This window comes from Haloechinothrix aidingensis (assembly GCF_013450155.1).
Classification (GTDB): Bacteria; Actinomycetota; Actinomycetes; order Mycobacteriales; family Pseudonocardiaceae; genus Haloechinothrix; species Haloechinothrix aidingensis.
On sequence record NZ_JACCKD010000003.1, the window covers coordinates 138,728 to 156,531 of the forward strand.

Consider the following 17,804-nt stretch of genomic DNA (forward strand, 5'->3'; position numbering starts at 1 on the left):
TCGCCTCTCTCGGCTGTGCACGTTATCTACCCGTCGCAGCTCGCTCGACCAGCGCCTGAGAGTCGTCCTCGTCCAGGGCAAGGTCGGCGAGGTGATCGAACACCATCCTAGCAGCGCTGACCTCAGGTTCCTTCTCCACACAGAACGATGTGAAGGGCTGCTCGACGTAGACCAGAGCGGCTTCGGCCGGATCGGGAAAGCTCAGCACGGTGAAGCTACCCTGCTGCCCGGAGTGGGCGCCGAGTTCCGTCGGGATCACCTGGATCGTCACGTTGGCGAGCCTGGCTCGATCCACGACCTGGCGCAACTGTGCATGATGCTGGTCGCGGGTACCGATCGGCCGGTGCAGCGCGCTCTCGTCGATAACGGCATGCAAGTGTAATAGCGGTTCGTCTGTCAGCCTGCGCTGGCGACGCAGGCGCACGGCTACCTGGTTCTCCAGCTCGTGTTGCTGGCGCGGAAGGTACGTAGCGGTGAACAGCTCGCGCATGTATGCCTCGGTCTGCAACAAGCCGGGAATGTGTGCCAGCTGGAAAGTGCGCACCGTGGACGCCTCGGCCTCGGCGCTGACGAATCCCCGGTCATTGAGCCCGTACGCGTGCCACCATCCCTTTTCCTCCGCACGTTCGTACATTCGGATGTACTCGCCGTAGTCGTTGACGACGATTCCGTAAATGTCGAGCATGGCCAGGAACTCGTGATACCCGGGCAGTTGTCCTTGCTCGATCCGGCAGATCTTCGAGTCGGAGAACCTCAGCTTTCCGGCCGATTCTTCCTGCGTGTAGCCGACTTCCTCGCGCAATGCGCGCAGCGTGCGTGCCAGCTGCCGCATGCGGAAGTTCGGCTGCTTCGCATTACCCACCAGTATCACTCCTCGCGACCGTGTGCGCACGAAGTGTAAGCCGAAGGTACGTCAGTCGAGATTTTCAGTTCCCGCCGTCACGCGGGCGCGGAACCCGGCCGCGGATCTGCACCCGCACGCTCCGTGGTATGTGGGGATGGAATCACCGGCACGAACTCGAGTATCGCTACGAAAACACGGCAGGGCAGCGGGAACACGTGTACACGGAGAGGGTGAACGACCAGGGGTTCTGTTTCGAGCACAGGCCGGAGCGCAGGCAGCGCTGGCTCGTCACGTACACGCGGTGCTGTGCGGACGACTACCTCGGCAGGGTGCGCGCACGTGCGGGCACCTGGCTGGTCAGCGTGTACCGCGTGCTCGGCGCGGAACGCACCCACCTGGTGAGCATCCGGCTGCGGCACCCCGGCGGCACACGGGAAGCAGGCGGCGACGCCGGCGAGTACGGGACGGCGTGAGTACCCGCCCCGGCCCGGCCGCGAGCGAGGTGTACGCGGCCGGGCCGGGGCGGCACCTACGGCTTCTGCTCCCCTTCCGCGTGAGCCTCGGCGTGCTCGGCGTCGGCGTGCACGGCACCGCCTGCCGCCTTCATGGAGCCGCGCCGCTCCAGCCAGATCGCCACGCGAGACAGCAGGAAGTTGACCGCGATGTAGATCGCAGCACCGACGAAGAAGAGCACGAACAGGTAGCTCTCCCCGAAGAACTCCGTATTGATGCGCAGGATCCGCAGCAGCTCGGTGTAGCCGATGATGAACCCGAGCGAGGTGTCCTTGAGCAGCACGACGAACTGGCTGATCAGGCTCGGCAGCATCCGGCGGATCGCCTGAGGCAGCAGGATGGAGAAGAGGATCTGCGGCTGTGTCAGCCCGATCGCCGACCCGGCCTCGGCCTGTCCACTGGGGAGAGACACGATCCCGGCACGCAGGATCTCCCCGATGACGGCCGCGTTGTAGACGACGAGTCCGAAGACGACGCCCTGGAAGATGGGCATCCCGAGTCCGAGCACTCCGAAGAACATGAGCAGGATGACCGGTAGGCCGCGGAAGACCTCGATGATCCCGGTAGCCGGGTAGCGAACCCACCGCGGTTTCGCCATGCGCAGTACGACGAGTACGAGTCCCACTGCCAGCGCGAGCACCCCGCCGACGGCCGCGGCGCGCAGCGTGGCGCCGAGCCCGTTGATGAGCAGCGAGGTCCAGACGTCGGCTGCCGAGCTGCCCTTCGGCGGGTCGGTGTAGACCTGCCAGAGCTCGGCGTCGATCCTGCCGGTCTCGGCGACGCGGAAGACGATGAAGACGAGCAGCGCGGCGATGGCGATACCGGTGACGACGGACCCGATCAGCGAGCGGCGCCGCGCGCGTGGGCCTGGCGTGTCGTAGAGAACGGAGCTCACCGGGCGAACACCACCTTCCGCTCCACGTAGCCGGCCAGCACGCCGGCCGGAATCGTGATGACGAGATAGGCGATGCCCACTCCGATCAGCACGGCGATCACGTCCGGCGGGTGCGCGTTGGCGAGCCTGCGGGCCACACCGAACAGCTCGGCGACGAAGAACCCGCCGGCGACGGAGGTGTTCTTGGCAAGCGCGATGAACACGTTGATCAACGGTGGGACCACCGTGCGCAGGGCTTGCGGAACGATGATGATGCTCAACGTCTGCGTGAACGTCAGGCCGACCGCGCGGGCGGCCTCGGCCTGCCCGACCCCGACGCTGTTGATCCCGGAGCGCACCGCCTCACAGACGAACGATGCGGTGTAGATGGACAGTGCCGCGATCGCCGAGATGAAGAACGGCACGGACGGTCCGATCTGGGGCCAGACGAACACGAAGAAGAAGAACACAAGCGTCAGCGGCGTGTTCCGCACGATCTCGACGTAGGCGGTACCGAACGCGCGCAGCGGGGGTACCGGCGACACCCGGAACGCCCCGAGGATGGTTCCCCACACGAGCGCGATCAAGCCCGAGACAAGGGCGAGGACCAGCGTCGTCCGGAACCCCTTCCAGTACAGCGGCAGGTTCTCCACGACCGCTTCCATGCCGCGTCACCTCCTGGTCATGCAGTCGGGGAGGTGGGCCCGAAGCCCACCTCCCCGATGCAGGGCATCCTCAGTAGCGGTCGACTTCCGGGGTGTCCGGGGTCTCGAGCACCTCACCCGCGGTCTTTTCCCAGGCTTCCAGCCACCGGCCGTCGTCGAAGGACTCCTCGAGGACGTCGTTGATGAAGGAGCGGAACTCGTCGTCGCCCTTCGGTACGCCCACCCCGTAGGGCTCCTCGGTGAACGGCTCACCGACCAGTTTGAACTCGTCCGGGTTCTGGTCGATGAACCCGGACAGGATGACGTTGTCCGTGGTCAGCGCGTCGACCTGACCCTGGCGCAGCGGCTCGAGGCAGTTCGAGTAGGTGTCCGTCAGATCGAGGTTCGCCTCGGGGTAGTTGTCCCGCATGTTCTGCGCGGGTGTCGACCCCTCGACCGTGCAGACATCCTTGCCCGCGAGGTCCTCGGGTCCGCCGATCTCGTCGTTGTCCTCGAGGACCAGGATGGACTGTCCCGCGTTGTAGTACGGGCCCGCGAAGTCGACTTCCTGCTTGCGCTCGTCGTTGATGGTGTAGGTGGCCACGACCATGTCCACCTGCCCACCCTTGAGGAACTCCTCGCGGTTGGCCGATGTCGTCTCGCGCCACTCGATCCCGTCGCTGCCGATACCGAGCTCGGAGGCGATGATTTTCGCGATCTCGATGTCGAAGCCGACCGGCTCGCCGCTGGGAGCCTGCAGGCCGAAGAGCGGCTGGTCGAACTTCGTGCCGATGGTGATCTCGCCGGCCTCGGCGAGCTGCGCCATCGTCGTGCCTTCTTCGAACTCACTGGCCTCGACGTCACCGGCCTCCTCGTCGGCGTCGTCCCCACCACACGCCGCCAGGACGAGGGCGGCAGAGGCCATGAGGGCCGTGAATGCCGTGTATCGCATCCGCATAACTGATTCCTTTCTACTCACCGGGGGTATTGGTGATGTTGTCGTTTCCTCAATGGGTCAGGATCTTGCTGAGGAAATCTTGGGCCCTCTCGGTGCGTGGGTTGGTGAAGAACTCCTCCGGGCTGGTGTCCTCGATGACCGCCCCGTAGTCCATGAAGATCACCCGGTGCGCGGCACGGCGCGCGAATCCCATCTCGTGGGTGATGACGAACATGGTCATGCCCTCGTTCGCGAGCGAGGCCATGACGTCGAGAACCTCCTGCACCATCTCGGGGTCGAGTGCCGACGTCGGCTCGTCGAACATCATGACCTTGGGATTCATGGCCAGTGCGCGGGCGATCGCCGCACGCTGCTGCTGCCCGCCGGACAGCTGTGCCGGGAACTTCTCGGCCTGGTCGGCGATACCGACCCGGGTCAACAGCTCCATCGCCTCATCCCGGGCGGCGGACTTGCTCTTCTTGCGTACTTTGATGGGGCCGAGCGTCACGTTGTCCACGATCGACTTGTGGGCGAACAGGTTGAACTGCTGGAACACCATGCCCACGTCCGCGCGGAGCTTCGCCAGAGCCTTGCCTTCCATCGGCAGTGGCTCGCCGTCGACCTCGATCGTTCCCGAGTCGATCGGCTCGAGACGGTTGATGGTCCGGCAGAGCGTGGACTTGCCCGAGCCGGACGGGCCGGCGACCACGACGACCTGGCCGCGTGGCACGTCGATGGTGATGTCCTTCAAGACATGCAGCTCACCAAAGTGCTTGTTGACGTCCTGCGTCCGGATCATCGGAGCGCTAGACGTTGCTTCGTTCATCGGGCCTCCACGCCGCCGGTGAAGCGCGCGGATTCCGCCCATGGATGAGCCAACGGACTCGACACTCCTTCGCGCTCGACGACCGGTGTTCTCGAGAGTCGGTAATCTGGGATAGCGGTACCACTGGAAGAGGCGCCCCAGTGGTCAACAGCGACGGTAACTCTAGACACAAGATCGTCTATCCAGCCACCCGGGGCACGAGTTCGTATTGATGCGGATTCGTGACTCGTTCATCGTCCCGGGGCACACCCTTTTCGCAAAGATCACTCTCGTGGGTCAATCCACCGATCGGCGGCCGGGACTGCTGCCAACAGGCGGGGTGGGTGTGGCGGGCGAAATGGCCGCGCGGGTTCTTGCGCGGTCGATTCGCCGGTTTCTTCCGCTGGCATCGTCCGCTGGGTTCTCGCGTGGCCGGTGCGAATGCCGCGCGAACATCGGGAATCGGCCATACCGGGTCGCGCCGTCGACACCAGCGCCGGTTGCGCGCGATGGAATGAATCGCGGAAACGGGCGGCGTGTGCGCGGCGGTTACCGCTTGCCGAGCTCGGCCAGGGCCCGGCGGAGCCGGTCGAGTGCGTCGGCGATCCACGGCAGCGTGGTGGGGTTCTCGCTGTGCAAGCTCCGCCAGCGTTGCTCCTCGGTATCGCCGTAGAGCAGGCTGGTCGCCACCCGCAGCCGCAGGGCGCCGGGATCGTCGCCGAACATCGTGCCCGCGAGCACCCCGACGCCGTGCCGTTCCAGGAGCAGCTCGGCGAGTCCGGTACCGCCGGTGACTCGGGTGCCCGCCAGCCGGCCGCGTAGCGGCGCCAGATCGGGGTAGAGGTAGAAGGCGGCCTGTGGTGGGCGGCAGCGCGCACCCGCGGAGACGAGAACGCGATGCACCGCGGTACTCACCGCCTCGTGCAGTCGCCGGCCGCGCGAGACGTAGGCGACGACCTCCTCGGGCTCGCTGTAGACGTAGCCTGCCACTTCCTGCATCGGCGCGGCCAGGCTCGACCAGATCTCGCCTGCGACGCCCACGAGCTCGGTACGCAGCGAGGTACCCCACCGCCCGTCGGGAAGGCGGGCGAGCCCGATTCGCCAACCGCCAAGGGCCATCGCCTTCGACAGCCCGCTCGTGACCACCGTACGTTCCGGCGCGATGGTCGCCGGGCTGCGAAACCGCTCGGGGTGGTAGACGAGATCGCGGTAGATCTCGTCGCAGATCAGCAGCAGCTCGTACCGCTGCGCGATGTCACAGATCGCCTCCAGCTGCTCGGCGGGCGCGAGGGTGCCCGTGGGGTTGTCGGGCAGGGTGAGGATCATCGCCGCGGGCTTGCGACCGTCCGCGCGGGCTCCCTCAAGCACCCGTTCGAGGCCGTTCGGCTCCGGTACGCCACCCGCGACCTCGGATATCGGTGCGCCGATGACGCCGCGACCGGTCAGGCCGGCCTGGGCCGCGTAACTCACCCACGACGGGCGCGGCAGCACGATGTCCCCGCCGAGCACCGACAGCAGCGCGAACAGCAGGGCCTTGCTGCCGGGGCCGTAGATGACCTGCTCGGGCTCGGTCGGCAGGCCGCGGCGAGCGAAGTAGCCCGCCGCCGAGCCACGGGCCTCGGCCGAGCCGACCACCGGACCGTATGAGTTGAGCCCGGTCGCCCCGGCGAGCACCTCGCGAACCTCGGGGAGGACGGGCAGTCCCGCCTCGCCGAACCCGAGGTGCACGACGTGGTGCCCGGCAGCGCGTCGTGCACGTACCCGTTCGTCCAGCTCCAGGGTGGCGGAGTGTACGACCACGACGTCTCCTCGGTGCCGGGCAGCTCGTCGTCAGCAGCCTAGAACACGGGCGGGTGCCGCGCACTTTCCGCGCTCGCGCCCGGACTCGGGGAATGCCTGCTCGTAACGCGGACCATAGACCGCGCGACCGGGAAACGCAGGTGCTTCCGGCGGGTCTACCCTGGTAGATGTGCCACGGACATTCCAGATCCGCACGTTCGGCTGCCAGATGAACGTGCACGACACCGAGCGACTGGCGGGACAGCTCGAGGACGCCGGTTACGTACCGGCGGACGGTGCGCAGGCCGACGTGGTCGTGTTCAACACCTGTGCCGTGCGGGAGAACGCGGACAACAAGCTGTACGGCAACCTGGGGCGCCTGCGCAGCGACAAGAAGGCGAATCCGGACATGCAGATCGCTGTGGGGGGCTGCCTGGCTCAGAAGGATCGGGGCGAGATCGTCCGGCGTGCTCCGTGGGTCGACGTCGTCTTCGGCACGCACAACATCGGCTCGCTTCCCACCCTGCTCGAACGCGCCCGGCACAACCGCGAGGCCGAGGTGGAGATCCTGGAGTCGTTGGAGACGTTCCCGTCGACGCTGCCGGCACGGCGTGACTCCGCCTACTCCGGATGGGTCTCGATCTCGGTCGGGTGCAACAACACGTGCACCTTCTGCATCGTGCCCTCGTTGCGTGGCAAGGAACGGGATCGCAGGCCCGGCGAGGTGCTCGCCGAGGTCGAGGCGCTCGTCGCCGAGGGCGTCGTGGAGGTCACCCTGCTCGGGCAGAACGTCAACTCCTACGGCGTCGAGTTCGGCGACAAGTACGCGTTCGGCAAGCTGCTCAGGGCGTGCGGCGAGATCGAGGGGCTCGAGCGCGTGCGGTTCACCTCGCCCCACCCGGCGGCGTTCACCGACGACGTCATCGACGCGATGGCCGAGACCCCGAACGTCTGCCCCCAGCTGCACATGCCCCTGCAAGCGGGCTCGGACCGGGTGCTGAAGGCGATGCGCCGCTCGTACCGGTCGAAGCGGTTCCTGTCGATCCTCGACAAGGTGCGCGCGGCGATCCCGCATGCCGCCATCACCACCGACATCATCGTCGGCTTTCCCGGCGAGACCGAGGAGGACTTCCAGGAGACGCTGGATGTGGTGCGGCAGGCCCGGTTCTCCAGCGCCTTCACCTTCCAGTACTCCAAGCGAGAGGGCACGCCTGCCGCCGAGATGGACGGGCAGGTCCCCAAGGACGTGGTGCAGGAGCGTTACGAGCGGCTCGTCGCATTGCAGGACGAGGTCGCCTGGGAGGAGAACACCAAGCTGGTCGGGCAGCGGGTCGAGTTGCTCGTCGCGCGCGGTGAGGGGCGCAAGGACACCGAGACCCGCCGGATGAGCGGGCGCGCCAGGGACGGCAGGCTGGTGCACTTCACCCCGGTCGGCGAGGCGATCGACGGCGAGGTGCGCCCGGGCGACTTCGTCGAGACAGAGATCAGCTACGCCGCGCCCCATCATCTCGTCGCGGACGGGACGGTACTCGCGCACCGGCGCACGCGCGCCGGTGACAACTCGGAGGCCGGGCAGCGCCCCCGGACAGCGGGGGTCGCCAGCGGGGGCGTCAGCCTGGGCTTCCCGACGATCGGCGCCCCGCGGACCGAGCAGGACGCGGTTGCCGCTGGCGGGTGCTCGACATGCTGAACGAGCCCCGCGACGGCGACCCCGACGAGGTCGCCGAGCTGCGCGAGGAGATCGAGCAGGTCGAGCGCAGCGCCGCGCGAACGGTCGAGCTCGGCAGGCGTGGCTTCGGCATCGCGGTGCTGGTGTTCGTCCTGATCGTGGCCGTGCTGCTGCCCTGGGTCGATGGCGACCCTGGCTGGCGAGCGCTCGCGGGTGAGTCGGGGATCGTGCCCCGGCTGTTCGCCACGACGACGGTCGTTTTCGGCATCGTGATCTCGGCACTGACGCTGGTCGTGCGCCGCTGGTGGATGGCATGGGTCTGCGCCATCGGCGGCTGGGTCATGTTCGTCGACGGCCTGCTGGCGATCTGGAGTCAGCAGTCCACAGCAGCACCCGGCGTCGCGGGCAACGGTCCGGGCGTGGGCATGGTGCTGGCGCTGATCACCGCCGTCATCCTCGCGATCAACTGGATGCGGGTGGCCGGCTCCCGCCAGTGAGGCCGCGAACGCCCGGCCGGGGGCGAGCCGAAGGACCCCTCCGGTACATATGTGGTACCCGAGGACCCCTTCGGCTCGCCCCCGGCTGAGGCGTATCAGCGGTCGGCGACGGCGCGCTCCGCTGCGTTCATCCACTCGCGCCACTGCTCGGCCTGCTGCTCGGCTTCGCGTGCCCGGCGCTCGTCGCCGTCCGCGCGGGCCTTGGCAGCCTGGTCCTCGAACTGCTGCACGCGCTCCCGGAACTGCGCGGCGCGAGCCTGGGCTTCCGGGTCGCTCGCGCGCCACTTGCTGTCCTCGGCCTGCCGGACCTTGTCCTGCACTGCCTTGAGCCTGCCGTCGAGCTCACGCATCCGTTCCCGGGGGACCTTACCGATCTCGTCCCAGCGCTCCTGCAGCTTGCGCAGCTGGGCCTTCGCCGAGTCCAGGTTCCGCGACGGATCGAGCTGCTCGGCCTCGGCGAGCAGCTCCTCCTTACGGCGAGCGTTCTCCGCGTACTCGGCGTCGCGCTCGGAGAAGGCCGCCGAACGGCGCGCGAAGAACGCGTCCTGCGCCGCCTTGAAACGCTGCCAGAGTGCCTCGTCGGAGTCCTTCGGCGCCTTGCCCGCTGCTTTCCACTCGGCCATGAGCTGCTTGTAGCGGGCCGCGGTCGGCCCCCAGTCCTGTGACTGCGTCAGCGACTCCGCCTCGTCGACCAGCTCCTGCTTGCGTTCCTTGGCCGCTGCGCGCTGCTTGTCCAGCTCGGCGAAGTGCGCGCCGCGACGCCTGCTGAACGCGTCCCGTGCCTTGCCGAACCGCTTCCACAGCGCGTCATCGGTCTTGCGGTCCACGCCTTTGATCGTCTTCCATTCCTCGACGATCGAGCGCAACCGGTCGCCCGCGGCCTTCCATTGCGTGGAGTTCTCCGCGATCTCCTCGGCTTCCTCGACAAGCGCGGTCTTGCGTTCGACGGCCGCGGCGCGGGTCGCCTCCCGCTGGCGCTTGGCCTGCTCGATCGCCTGCTCGGCGTGCGCGATGATGTGTGACAAGCGTGCCCGGAGTGCTTCGATGTCACCGACGACTGCGGCCTCGTCGAGTCCGTCGCGCAGCTGGGTTGCCGAGCTCAGCGCCTGCTTGGGGTCGCCTGCCCCGGAGTTGAGGCGCGTCTCCAGCAGCTCGGCCTCGGTGCGCAGATCGTCGAACCGGCGGGCGTAGTGCTCCAGCCCTTCCTCGGACGAGCCCGCCTGCCAGACGCCTACCGGGCGCTCGCCACCGCCGACGAACACGAACACGGTCCCCTCGTCGTCGATACGACCCCACCGGGACGGGTCCGCTTCGGCATTCGGCACGGGTGGAGCAGCGTGTGCGAGGCTCATCCGCCCGTGCAGTACCTCGTTCGGCGCGGGCGCGTGGGCGTCCTGCTGCTCGGTGGGCTTGTCGTGCGCCATCTCCTCAGCCATGGCCGGCTCCTTCGTGGCTGCTCGCCCGTGCGCGACGGGCGCCCCGCCTGAGCGGGGCCGTGTGCTGTGTCGACTGCCTCATCGGGTCCTACCTGCATTCAAACAGTTCTGCGCCATATGTGGTACTCGAGACGCGCCGACGCCGGTACGCAGCGCCGCCTCGGGCGGGCGGCCTCCCACCGGAGGGCGGGTGGGTACTCTCGGTAACCGTGATCGATCGTGTCGCCCTTGTGCCGCAACCTCCCTTGCTCGTTCCCGAGCTGGTGCCCGGTGTACTTCGGGAGACCAGCGCGGTACGCGAGGCCGCCGAGGAGGCGGTCCGGTGGCTGCGCGGCGGCGCCGGCACATGGCTGGCCGTCGGTCCCGGTGACGGGGAGTCGTGCGGGCACTACGAACCGTGGCGACACGGTTCGTTCGTCGGGTACGGCGCCGACGTGCGGGTGTCGTTGGCCGACCGGGACGGCGCCGTGCCCGGTGATGCCGCGGCCGACCTCCCGCTGCCGGTCCTGATGACGGGATGGCTGCGCGCCAGGGCGGGAGTCGCCGAAGCGCGGGTCGAGGTCGTCGACGCGGGTTCCGCGCCGGAGGAGTGCGCGCGTGTGGGTCGGCGGCTGGGGCGCTGTGCCGAGCGAATCGGCCTGCTCGTGTTGGGCGACGGTTCGACCCGGCACGGGCAGCGTGCCCCTGGCGGGCCCGACGAGCGCGCGGCGGGCTTCGACGAGATGGTGGCTGCCGCGCTCGCCGAGGTGGACGTCGAGGCGCTGGGGTCGCTGGACACGGCCGAGGCCGCGGAGCTGGGGGCGAGTGGGCGCGCGCCCTGGCAGGTCGCCGCAGGCATGGCGCGGTCACGGGCCGTCGGTGACGCCGAGGACGACCGCAAGTGGCGGGGCGAGATGCTGTACTCCGGCGCCCCGTTCGGAGTCGGCTACCACGTGGCGATCTGGGAGCGAGTGTGACCGGCATGCGTCCCATCGCCGTCGTCGGCCCGACAGCGACCGGCAAGTCCGAGCTCGCCGTCGAGCTCGCCATCGCCGTGGGCGGTGCGGTGATCAACGCGGACGCGATGCAGCTGTACCGCGGAATGGACATCGGTACGGCCAAGATGCCGGTGAGCGAGCGGCGCGGCGTCGACCATCACCTGCTGGACGTTCTCGAGGTCACCGAGACGGCCTCGGTGGCCGCGTACCAGCGCGATGCCCGGGCCAGGATGGATGAGCTGCTCGCCGCGGGAACGGTACCGGTGCTGTGCGGCGGCTCCGGGCTGTACGTCCAGGCGGTACTCGACGATCTCCGGTTCCCGGGAACCGACCCCGGTGTGCGCATGCGGCTGGAGAGGGAGGCCGAGGAGGCCGGGGCGCAGGCCATGCACCGCCGCCTCGCCGAGAGCGATCCGGCCGCGGCGGCGTCGATCCTGCCGTCGAACGCGCGCCGGATCATCCGCGCGCTGGAGGTCATCGAGATCACCGGCCGTCCGTTCTCGGCGAACCTTCCCGAGCCGGCGGAGCCGAGGCACGGCACGATCCTCATCGGGGTGGACCGCGATGTCGATGAGCTGGACAGGCGTGTCGACAGCAGGGTGGAAGGCATGTTCCGTGCTGGGCTGGTCGATGAGGTTCGGCAGCTGCTCGACCGGGGCCTGCGAGAGGGCAGGACGGCGTCCAGGGCGCTGGGCTACCGCCAGGTACTCGCCGAGCTCGACGGTGCGGGGGACATGCGAGCTGCCGCGGAGGCCACCGCGCGAGCGACCCGGAGATTCGTGCGTAAGCAGCGCTCGTGGTTCCGCAGGGACAACCGCATCACCTGGCTGGACGGCCGCGGGACCGACCTGACCGGGCGAGCGCTCGAACACGTAACCTCATAGCCGTGGGTATCGCATTCCTCAAGGGGCACGGCACGCAGAACGACTTCGTGCTGCTGCCCGATCCGGACGGCGCGCTGGAGCTGACCACCGAGCGGGTGCGGGCCCTGTGCGACCGGCAGCGCGGGCTCGGCGCTGACGGGGTGCTGCGCGTCGTGCGCGGGGATGCGCTCGCCGACGAGGTGCCGGAGTCGGCGCGCTCCGAGGCGCAGTGGTTCATGGACTACCGCAACGCCGACGGCTCGATCGCGGAGATGTGTGGCAACGGTGTGCGGGTGTTCGCCCGCTACCTGGTCGAGGACGGCTGGGTGGCGCGCGGGGCCGACGGCGGCGCCGACTTCGTCATCGGGAGCCGGGCAGGGGACCGGCCGGTCCGGGTCAACGTCGACGGCACCGTCACCGTGCAGATGGGCCACGCGAGGGTGACGGGGGAGTCGATGGCATCGGTGGACGGGCTCGCGCTGACCGGCGTCGCCGTCGACGTCGGCAATCCCCACCTGGTGTGCCGGGTAGACAGCGATCTGGCGGCGCTGGACCTGCGCACCGAACCGGCCTACGATGCGCGCCGGTTCCCGGGAGGGGTCAACATCGAGTTCGTCTCAGACCTCGGGCCGGACGAGCTGAGCATGCGCGTCTACGAACGCGGGGTCGGGGAGACCCGCGCGTGCGGGACCGGCACCGTCGCCGCGGCCGCGATGGCCGTGTACGGGGCCGGGCAGCAGGAGGGCACCCGGACGGTGCGAGTACCCGGCGGTGCGGTCGCGGTCACGGTCGGGCCGAACTCGTCGAGCTTGACCGGGCCTGCGGTGCTGCTGGCCCGCGGTGAGCTGGACACCGGCTGGTGGCAGGCGCCTGACTAGGACCGCCCCTCGGCCCAGCGAGCCTGCTGCGCGGAGGCGGCGGAGCGCCTCGCGGCGTCCGAGTCGCGCGCCTGTCCAGCGGCGGAGGGTATTCACTCGCGGAGCGTAGCCGATCCGTGGGACGATGGTGTCAGGATGACAGAAGCGACAGACCGTACGACAGGCAACAGCCGCGCCGGTGGCGCACCCGATGTACCGAGTACTCAGCAGCGAGGAGGAAACCTGTCCGCAGGTGAGCGGGACCTGGAGGATCGAGCGGCTCTGCGCCGGGTCGTCGGGTTGTCGACCGAGCTGTCGGACATCACCGAGGTCGAGTACCGGCGGTTGCGGCTGGAGAACGTCGTACTCGTCGGGGTCTGGACGGAAGGAACGTCCGCGCAGGCGGAGGAGTCCCTGAACGAGCTGGCCCGGCTGGCCCAGACGGCCGGTTCCACGGTGCTCGAAGGGTTCATCCAGCGGCGCGACCGCCCCGATTCGGCCACCTACGTCGGTTCGGGCAAGGTACGCGAGCTCGCCGAGACCGTACGCGCCACGGGTGCCGATACCGTCATCGCCGATGGTGAGCTGGCGCCCGGGCAGCTGCGGCAGCTGGAGGAGAAGCTCAAGGTCAAGGTGATCGACCGGACGGCGCTGATCCTGGACATCTTCGCCCAGCATGCCCGGTCGAAGGAGGGCAAGGCACAGGTCGAGCTCGCCCAGCTGCAGTACCTGATCCCCCGGCTGCGGGGCTGGGGTGAGGCGCTGTCCCGGCAGGCCGGCGGGCGTGCCGGTGGTGGCTCCGGTGGTGTGGGGCTGCGTGGTCCCGGTGAGACGAAACTGGAGACCGACCGCAGGCGGATCAGCAAGCGCGTGGCGAAGCTGCGCCGCGAGATCGCCGGGATGAACACGATCCGGCAGACCAAGCGTGGCAGGCGTATCGCCAACGCCGTGCCCAGCGTCGCGATCGTCGGCTACACCAATGCCGGCAAGTCCAGCGTGCTCAACGCGATCACCGGTGCCGGGGTGCTCGTGCAGGACGAGCTGTTCGCCACGCTGGATCCGACCACGCGGCGGGCCGTGACTCCGGACCGCAGGGAGTACACGCTGACCGACACGGTGGGATTCGTGCGCCACCTCCCGCATCAGCTGGTCGACGCCTTCCGCTCGACCCTGGAGGAGGCTGCCGACGCCGACCTGTTGCTGCACGTCGTCGACGGGGCGGACGCGGCTCCGGAAGAGCAGGTGCAGGCCGTCCGGGACGTGCTGCGTGGCATCGCCGAGGAGCGAGACGAGCCGCTGCCTCCCGAGCTGCTCGTGATCAACAAGGCGGATGTCGCGGGGGAAGTGGCACTGGCTCGGCTGGGGCACCTGCTTCCCGACGCCGTGGTGGTATCGGCCCAGACCGGTGAGGGTGTCGACGCCGTGATTTCCGCCGTCGCCGAGCAGCTCCCGCATCCGGAGGTCCTGATCGAGGCTCTCGTGCCGTACACCCGTGGTGAGCTGGTGGCTCGGGCGCACACCGAAGGGGAGGTGCTCGTCGAGGAGCACGTCGAGTCCGGTACACGGCTCAGCGCACGGGTGCATCCGGGGCTGGCGAGCGCGCTTCGCGAGTTCTGCACCAATGGGGCAGCGGTCTAGCCGCTGCGTGGACGACGGGGCGGCTAGACAATGACCGGGCCACCCCTTTCGGTGGCCGCACGAACGGCACTGTGCCTGGTCGCGTGTCTCGTGCTGGCCCTGGCGCCGCATGGCTCGGCGGCGGCCGAACCCCGCGCCGAGTCGCTGTGTGTCATCGATGACGAACGGCTGCACTCCGTATCGGGGCTGGCCGCGGACGGCAGGCACTGGTACGCGGTCAACGACGGCGGGACGCGGCTCGAGATCTACGTGCTTGGACGGGACTGCCGGGTGCGGGACGTCATCACGGCCGGGACCGATCCCTTCGACGTGGAGGATCTCGCTCGTGCTCCGGACGGGACGCTGTGGCTGTCCGACACCGGTGACAACCGGCGGCAGCGAGACACCGTGGCACTGCACGAGCTCACCCCGGACGGCGACGCGACCCTGTACCGGCTCACGTATCCGGACGGCCCGCACGATGCCGAGGCGCTCGTGCTCGACCACGAGGGCGTGCCGCATATCGTCACGAAGGCGGTCACCGGCACCGCAGGGATATACCGGCCCGGAGACGAGCTGAGCAGTCCCGGCCCCACTCCACTGGACAAGGTCGCGACGGTGGCGATCGGATCGACGGACACCCAGGGCGGTCCTGTCGGCACACTGGGAACCCTGACCGTGACCGGAGGCGCTACCAGTGCGGACGGCACGGTGGTGGTACTGCGTACGTATACCGACGCGTACCTGTACGCCGCGCCGGACCGCGACGTGGTCGCCGCGCTGCAGCGGGAACCGGTGCGGATCCCGCTGCCCGGCGAACCGCAGGGTGAGGCCGTGGCCGTCGAGCCGGACGGCACGATGCTGTCCACGAGTGAGGGAGTGGGTCAGCCGGTCCGTGCCGTGGAGGGTGCTGCCGCGCTGGCGCGGCAGCACCGCGCATCGGAGCGGCCGGGTACACCGCCGAGCGGGCGGGAGGATCCTGCGGAGCCGGGCTCCGGGAGCGACACCCCGGTGGATGGCGAGAGCGAGAACCGCGACTGGGGGACAGCCGTACCTGCTGTGTCGGCTACAGCGGCTGCTGTGGTCCTGGCCGTGGTCCTGGCCTGGGCACGCCGTCGGCATAGGTCGACTCGGTCGTGAGCCCGCCTGCGGGACCGCCCGGAGGGCGGCTGCCCGGCAGCGGGCCATGAGTGGCCGTGTGCAGGGCGGCTGAGCCACGCGCGCGGCGTACCGGCCGCGGCTCAGAGCCTGCGGAGTACGGCCACGACCTTGCCGAGCACAGTGGACTCGTCACCGAGGATGGGTTCGTAGGCGTCGTTGTGCGGCAACAGCCAGACATGACCGTCGGACATCTTGAACGTCTTGACGGTCGCCTCTCCTTCGATCATGGCGGCGACGATGTCGCCGTTCTCGGCGCTGGGCTGCTTGCGGACGACGACCCAGTCGCCGTCGGTGATGGCGGCGTCGACCATCGAGTCACCCTTGACACTGAGCAGGAACAGCTCGCCTTCGCCGACGATCTCGCGGGGCAGCGGGAAGACATCCTCGACCGACTCCTCGGCGAGCACCGGGCCACCCGCGGCGATCCGGCCGACGAGGGGGACATAGGCGGGTTTGGGAGATGACTCACCCGCCAGGCCGGACTCGTCGGCGTCCGGGGGCGCATCGAGCTCACTCGGGTCCACATCGGCGGGAAACACACCGACAGCGCGCGGGCGGTTGGGGTCCCTGCGGAGGTAGCCCTTGCGTTGCAATGCCTGGAGCTGGTGAGCGACCGACGACGTGGACGTCAGCCCGACGGCGTCCCCGATCTCGCGCACGCTGGGCGGGTAGCCGAGCCGCTTCACCCAGGAGCGGATGACCTCCAGGATCTGACCCTGCCGGATGGTGAGATCGCCGCGCTCGTCCGCAGGCGGGAACGGGCGCACATTGTCCTCGATATCCGCCCCGTCGCTTGCCGTGGACCGGCTCGTGTCCTGGTCCGCTTGGCTCGCTGCGGGTTCGTTCGTGATGTCCCGTGCCACCGCGTTGCCTCCATCAGGGTCCTGCCGCCGCCCACTTGCCGTCCACTTGTGCTGCCCGAACGGGACCGAGTACGTCAAGGGCGGACCAATGCGTTGTCCGTGTTACCGACTGCTAGCTGTGACGACCGGTTGGTCGCTGTGTCAAACCTAGCGCGTACGGCGGGTGACTTCAAACAACTGTTCGAGCGACACGCCGAGCGTCTTGTGCGGATTCCGGGCAGGTCACCGGGACTGCCGCAGGTGCGATCCGTGCGTCGCCTCGCGCGGCGACCGGCCCGGACACGACCCGGACACGGCCGGTACACCGCTGGCACTCCGCAGCCCCCGGTCAGCGCCGGGTCGCCCCGGGTCAGTGCCGGGTGCATCCGCTGGCCAGGATGCCTGGTGTGCGGGGTGCCCGGCGGGTGCGACACGCCGGTGGGCCGCGCGGCTCGCTCGCCGTCGCCGCGTGCCGGATTGCAGGTGAGTGGCGTCGATCGGTTCTGCTCGTCCGCCTGTTCGATGCGGGATCGACGATTTCGGAATGTCCAGGGCTCTCGATTTTGTCGGGAGGGCGTGGTACAAAGTCGCTCAGACGTTCGATAGAACGGGTGTTCGACCTGAGGTGAACCGCTGGAGCGTCCGGCTGACGGGGTCCGCGGGCGAGTTGCCGGGCAGCCGATGGCGAATACCGCGAACGAGGCGACGAGGAGGGTCCGCGATGCCGGTACTGGCGGGCAGCGAGGGTGTCGGGCGAGCGCCCGGTCCGGACGTCAGCGCGGATGTCGCCGGGTGTGACGCCGGTACGGTAGTTCGGGCCGGTGAGCCCCGGGGAAGGTCACGGCGTGACCGCGGGATCGATGTGCGGCGATCCGTGCCGGGCCCGCGGCGCCGGGCGGCTCGGCCGGGACTACGGCCGACGGCGTGCCTGATCCCGCGAGAGGGTAAGAGTTCGCGGGAGTCGTGGGTCCTCCTGGGGGTCGTGGGTGTCGCGGTGTGTGCTGTCGTGATCGTGCTCGGTCTCGCGCTCGGCGGCTTGGCCGGGGCCGTGTCGCACGAGGTGCCGGATCGGACCGGAGTGGTTACCGTGTCCGACGGCGAGTCGCTGTGGGATCTCGCCCGGCAGCACGCTCCGGACAGCGACCCGCGCGCGGTCGTGGAACGCATTCACCGGCTGAACGAGCTCGAGGGTGGTGCGGGCGTCGCGGCGGGGTCGGTGTTGACCGTGCCGGTGCAGGCTCCGGAGTAGGGTTCCCGGGGCGACGCGGTCACGGCGGCCGGACGCCCCCGGGAAGTATCACCCTGTCGGGTCGGTTGCGGGGCATTCCGAACCGACCTATCGTCGACCCCAACATGTAGTAGTTACACTGATGTAGTTGCTCCACAGGTTGGGGTACACTGGAAGGTAGACGTTCACAAGCGCGGTGGGGTATGTCCACTGAGCGCTCGTGTCGGGTCCACACGGTGGGTGCCGCCCGGGTTCGGGTGG

17 protein-coding genes are annotated in these 17,804 nt (G+C 69.1%); 9 read left to right on the plus strand and 8 right to left on the minus strand.

What is annotated here, in order from left to right:
• Positions 1-22: 22 nt before the first annotated feature.
• A complete protein-coding gene (locus H0B56_RS09020) occupies positions 23-862 on the minus strand; it encodes a helix-turn-helix domain-containing protein (protein ID WP_343063819.1) in 840 nt (279 codons plus the stop codon).
• A 128-nt stretch (positions 863-990) separates the two neighbouring features.
• Between H0B56_RS09020 and H0B56_RS09025 the strand changes: the two genes are divergently transcribed.
• Complete coding sequence (locus H0B56_RS09025) at positions 991-1,317, plus strand: hypothetical protein (protein ID WP_180892541.1); 327 nt, start codon at positions 991-993, stop codon at positions 1,315-1,317.
• A 56-nt stretch (positions 1,318-1,373) separates the two neighbouring features.
• On the opposite strand, the gene H0B56_RS09030 is transcribed toward H0B56_RS09025, so the two are convergent.
• The 5 genes from H0B56_RS09030 to H0B56_RS09050 all read right to left on the minus strand — a co-directional run bounded on the left by H0B56_RS09030 (position 1,374) and on the right by H0B56_RS09050 (position 6,417).
• A complete protein-coding gene (locus tag H0B56_RS09030; protein ID WP_180892542.1) occupies positions 1,374-2,252 on the minus strand; it encodes an ABC transporter permease subunit in 879 nt (292 codons plus the stop codon).
• Positions 2,249-2,896, minus strand: coding sequence for an amino acid ABC transporter permease (locus H0B56_RS09035; RefSeq protein WP_180892543.1), 648 nt, complete (start codon positions 2,894-2,896; stop codon positions 2,249-2,251). Before H0B56_RS09035 ends, H0B56_RS09030 begins: the two co-directional genes overlap by 4 nt.
• 70 nt (positions 2,897-2,966) lie before the next feature.
• A complete protein-coding gene (locus H0B56_RS09040; protein ID WP_180892544.1) occupies positions 2,967-3,833 on the minus strand; it encodes a glutamate ABC transporter substrate-binding protein in 867 nt (288 codons plus the stop codon).
• A gap of 49 nt (positions 3,834-3,882) precedes the next feature.
• A complete protein-coding gene (locus H0B56_RS09045; protein WP_180892924.1) occupies positions 3,883-4,611 on the minus strand; it encodes an amino acid ABC transporter ATP-binding protein in 729 nt (242 codons plus the stop codon).
• Between the two features lie 555 nt (positions 4,612-5,166).
• A complete protein-coding gene (locus H0B56_RS09050) occupies positions 5,167-6,417 on the minus strand; it encodes an aminotransferase class I/II-fold pyridoxal phosphate-dependent enzyme (RefSeq protein ID WP_180892545.1) in 1,251 nt (416 codons plus the stop codon).
• 169 nt (positions 6,418-6,586) lie between these two features.
• Between H0B56_RS09050 and miaB the strand changes: the two genes are divergently transcribed.
• Complete coding sequence (miaB, locus tag H0B56_RS09055) at positions 6,587-8,086, plus strand: tRNA (N6-isopentenyl adenosine(37)-C2)-methylthiotransferase MiaB (RefSeq protein ID WP_180892546.1); 1,500 nt, start codon at positions 6,587-6,589, stop codon at positions 8,084-8,086.
• Positions 8,080-8,562 carry an Rv2732c family membrane protein gene (locus H0B56_RS09060; protein ID WP_180892547.1) on the plus strand — a complete coding sequence of 161 codons (483 nt, stop codon included), beginning with the start codon at positions 8,080-8,082 and terminating at the stop codon, positions 8,560-8,562. The genes miaB and H0B56_RS09060 overlap by 7 nt, the downstream gene beginning before the upstream one ends.
• 95 nt (positions 8,563-8,657) lie before the next feature.
• Here the strand turns inward: H0B56_RS09060 and H0B56_RS09065 are convergent, their stop codons facing one another.
• Positions 8,658-9,998 carry a DUF349 domain-containing protein gene (locus tag H0B56_RS09065; protein WP_425484514.1) on the minus strand — a complete coding sequence of 447 codons (1,341 nt, stop codon included), beginning with the start codon at positions 9,996-9,998 and terminating at the stop codon, positions 8,658-8,660.
• Positions 9,999-10,207: 209 nt separating this feature from the next.
• Here H0B56_RS09065 and H0B56_RS09070 point away from each other — a divergent pair, with 209 nt between their 5' ends.
• The 5 genes from H0B56_RS09070 to H0B56_RS09090 all read left to right on the plus strand — a co-directional run bounded on the left by H0B56_RS09070 (position 10,208) and on the right by H0B56_RS09090 (position 15,452).
• The gene (locus H0B56_RS09070; RefSeq protein WP_180892548.1) at positions 10,208-10,954 is read left to right on the plus strand and encodes a class III extradiol ring-cleavage dioxygenase family protein; all 747 of its coding nucleotides are present in this window, start codon (positions 10,208-10,210) and stop codon (positions 10,952-10,954) included.
• 5 nt (positions 10,955-10,959) lie between these two features.
• On the plus strand, positions 10,960-11,859 hold the full coding sequence (gene miaA / locus H0B56_RS09075; protein WP_180892926.1) for a tRNA (adenosine(37)-N6)-dimethylallyltransferase MiaA: 900 nt from the start codon (positions 10,960-10,962) through the stop codon (positions 11,857-11,859).
• Positions 11,860-11,861: 2 nt separating this feature from the next.
• The gene (dapF, locus tag H0B56_RS09080) at positions 11,862-12,716 is read left to right on the plus strand and encodes a diaminopimelate epimerase (protein ID WP_180892549.1); all 855 of its coding nucleotides are present in this window, start codon (positions 11,862-11,864) and stop codon (positions 12,714-12,716) included.
• A gap of 135 nt (positions 12,717-12,851) precedes the next feature.
• A complete protein-coding gene (gene hflX / locus H0B56_RS09085; RefSeq protein ID WP_180892550.1) occupies positions 12,852-14,333 on the plus strand; it encodes a GTPase HflX in 1,482 nt (493 codons plus the stop codon).
• A gap of 30 nt (positions 14,334-14,363) precedes the next feature.
• Positions 14,364-15,452, plus strand: a complete 1,089-nt coding sequence (locus H0B56_RS09090) for an esterase-like activity of phytase family protein (RefSeq protein ID WP_246361012.1) — start codon at positions 14,364-14,366, stop codon at positions 15,450-15,452.
• A gap of 101 nt (positions 15,453-15,553) precedes the next feature.
• On the opposite strand, the gene lexA is transcribed toward H0B56_RS09090, so the two are convergent.
• Complete coding sequence (lexA, locus tag H0B56_RS09095) at positions 15,554-16,252, minus strand: transcriptional repressor LexA (RefSeq protein WP_343063853.1); 699 nt, start codon at positions 16,250-16,252, stop codon at positions 15,554-15,556.
• A gap of 1,057 nt (positions 16,253-17,309) precedes the next feature.
• Between lexA and H0B56_RS09100 the strand changes: the two genes are divergently transcribed.
• Positions 17,310-17,564, plus strand: coding sequence for a LysM peptidoglycan-binding domain-containing protein (locus H0B56_RS09100; RefSeq protein WP_180892551.1), 255 nt, complete (start codon positions 17,310-17,312; stop codon positions 17,562-17,564).
• Positions 17,565-17,804 lie beyond the last annotated feature (240 nt).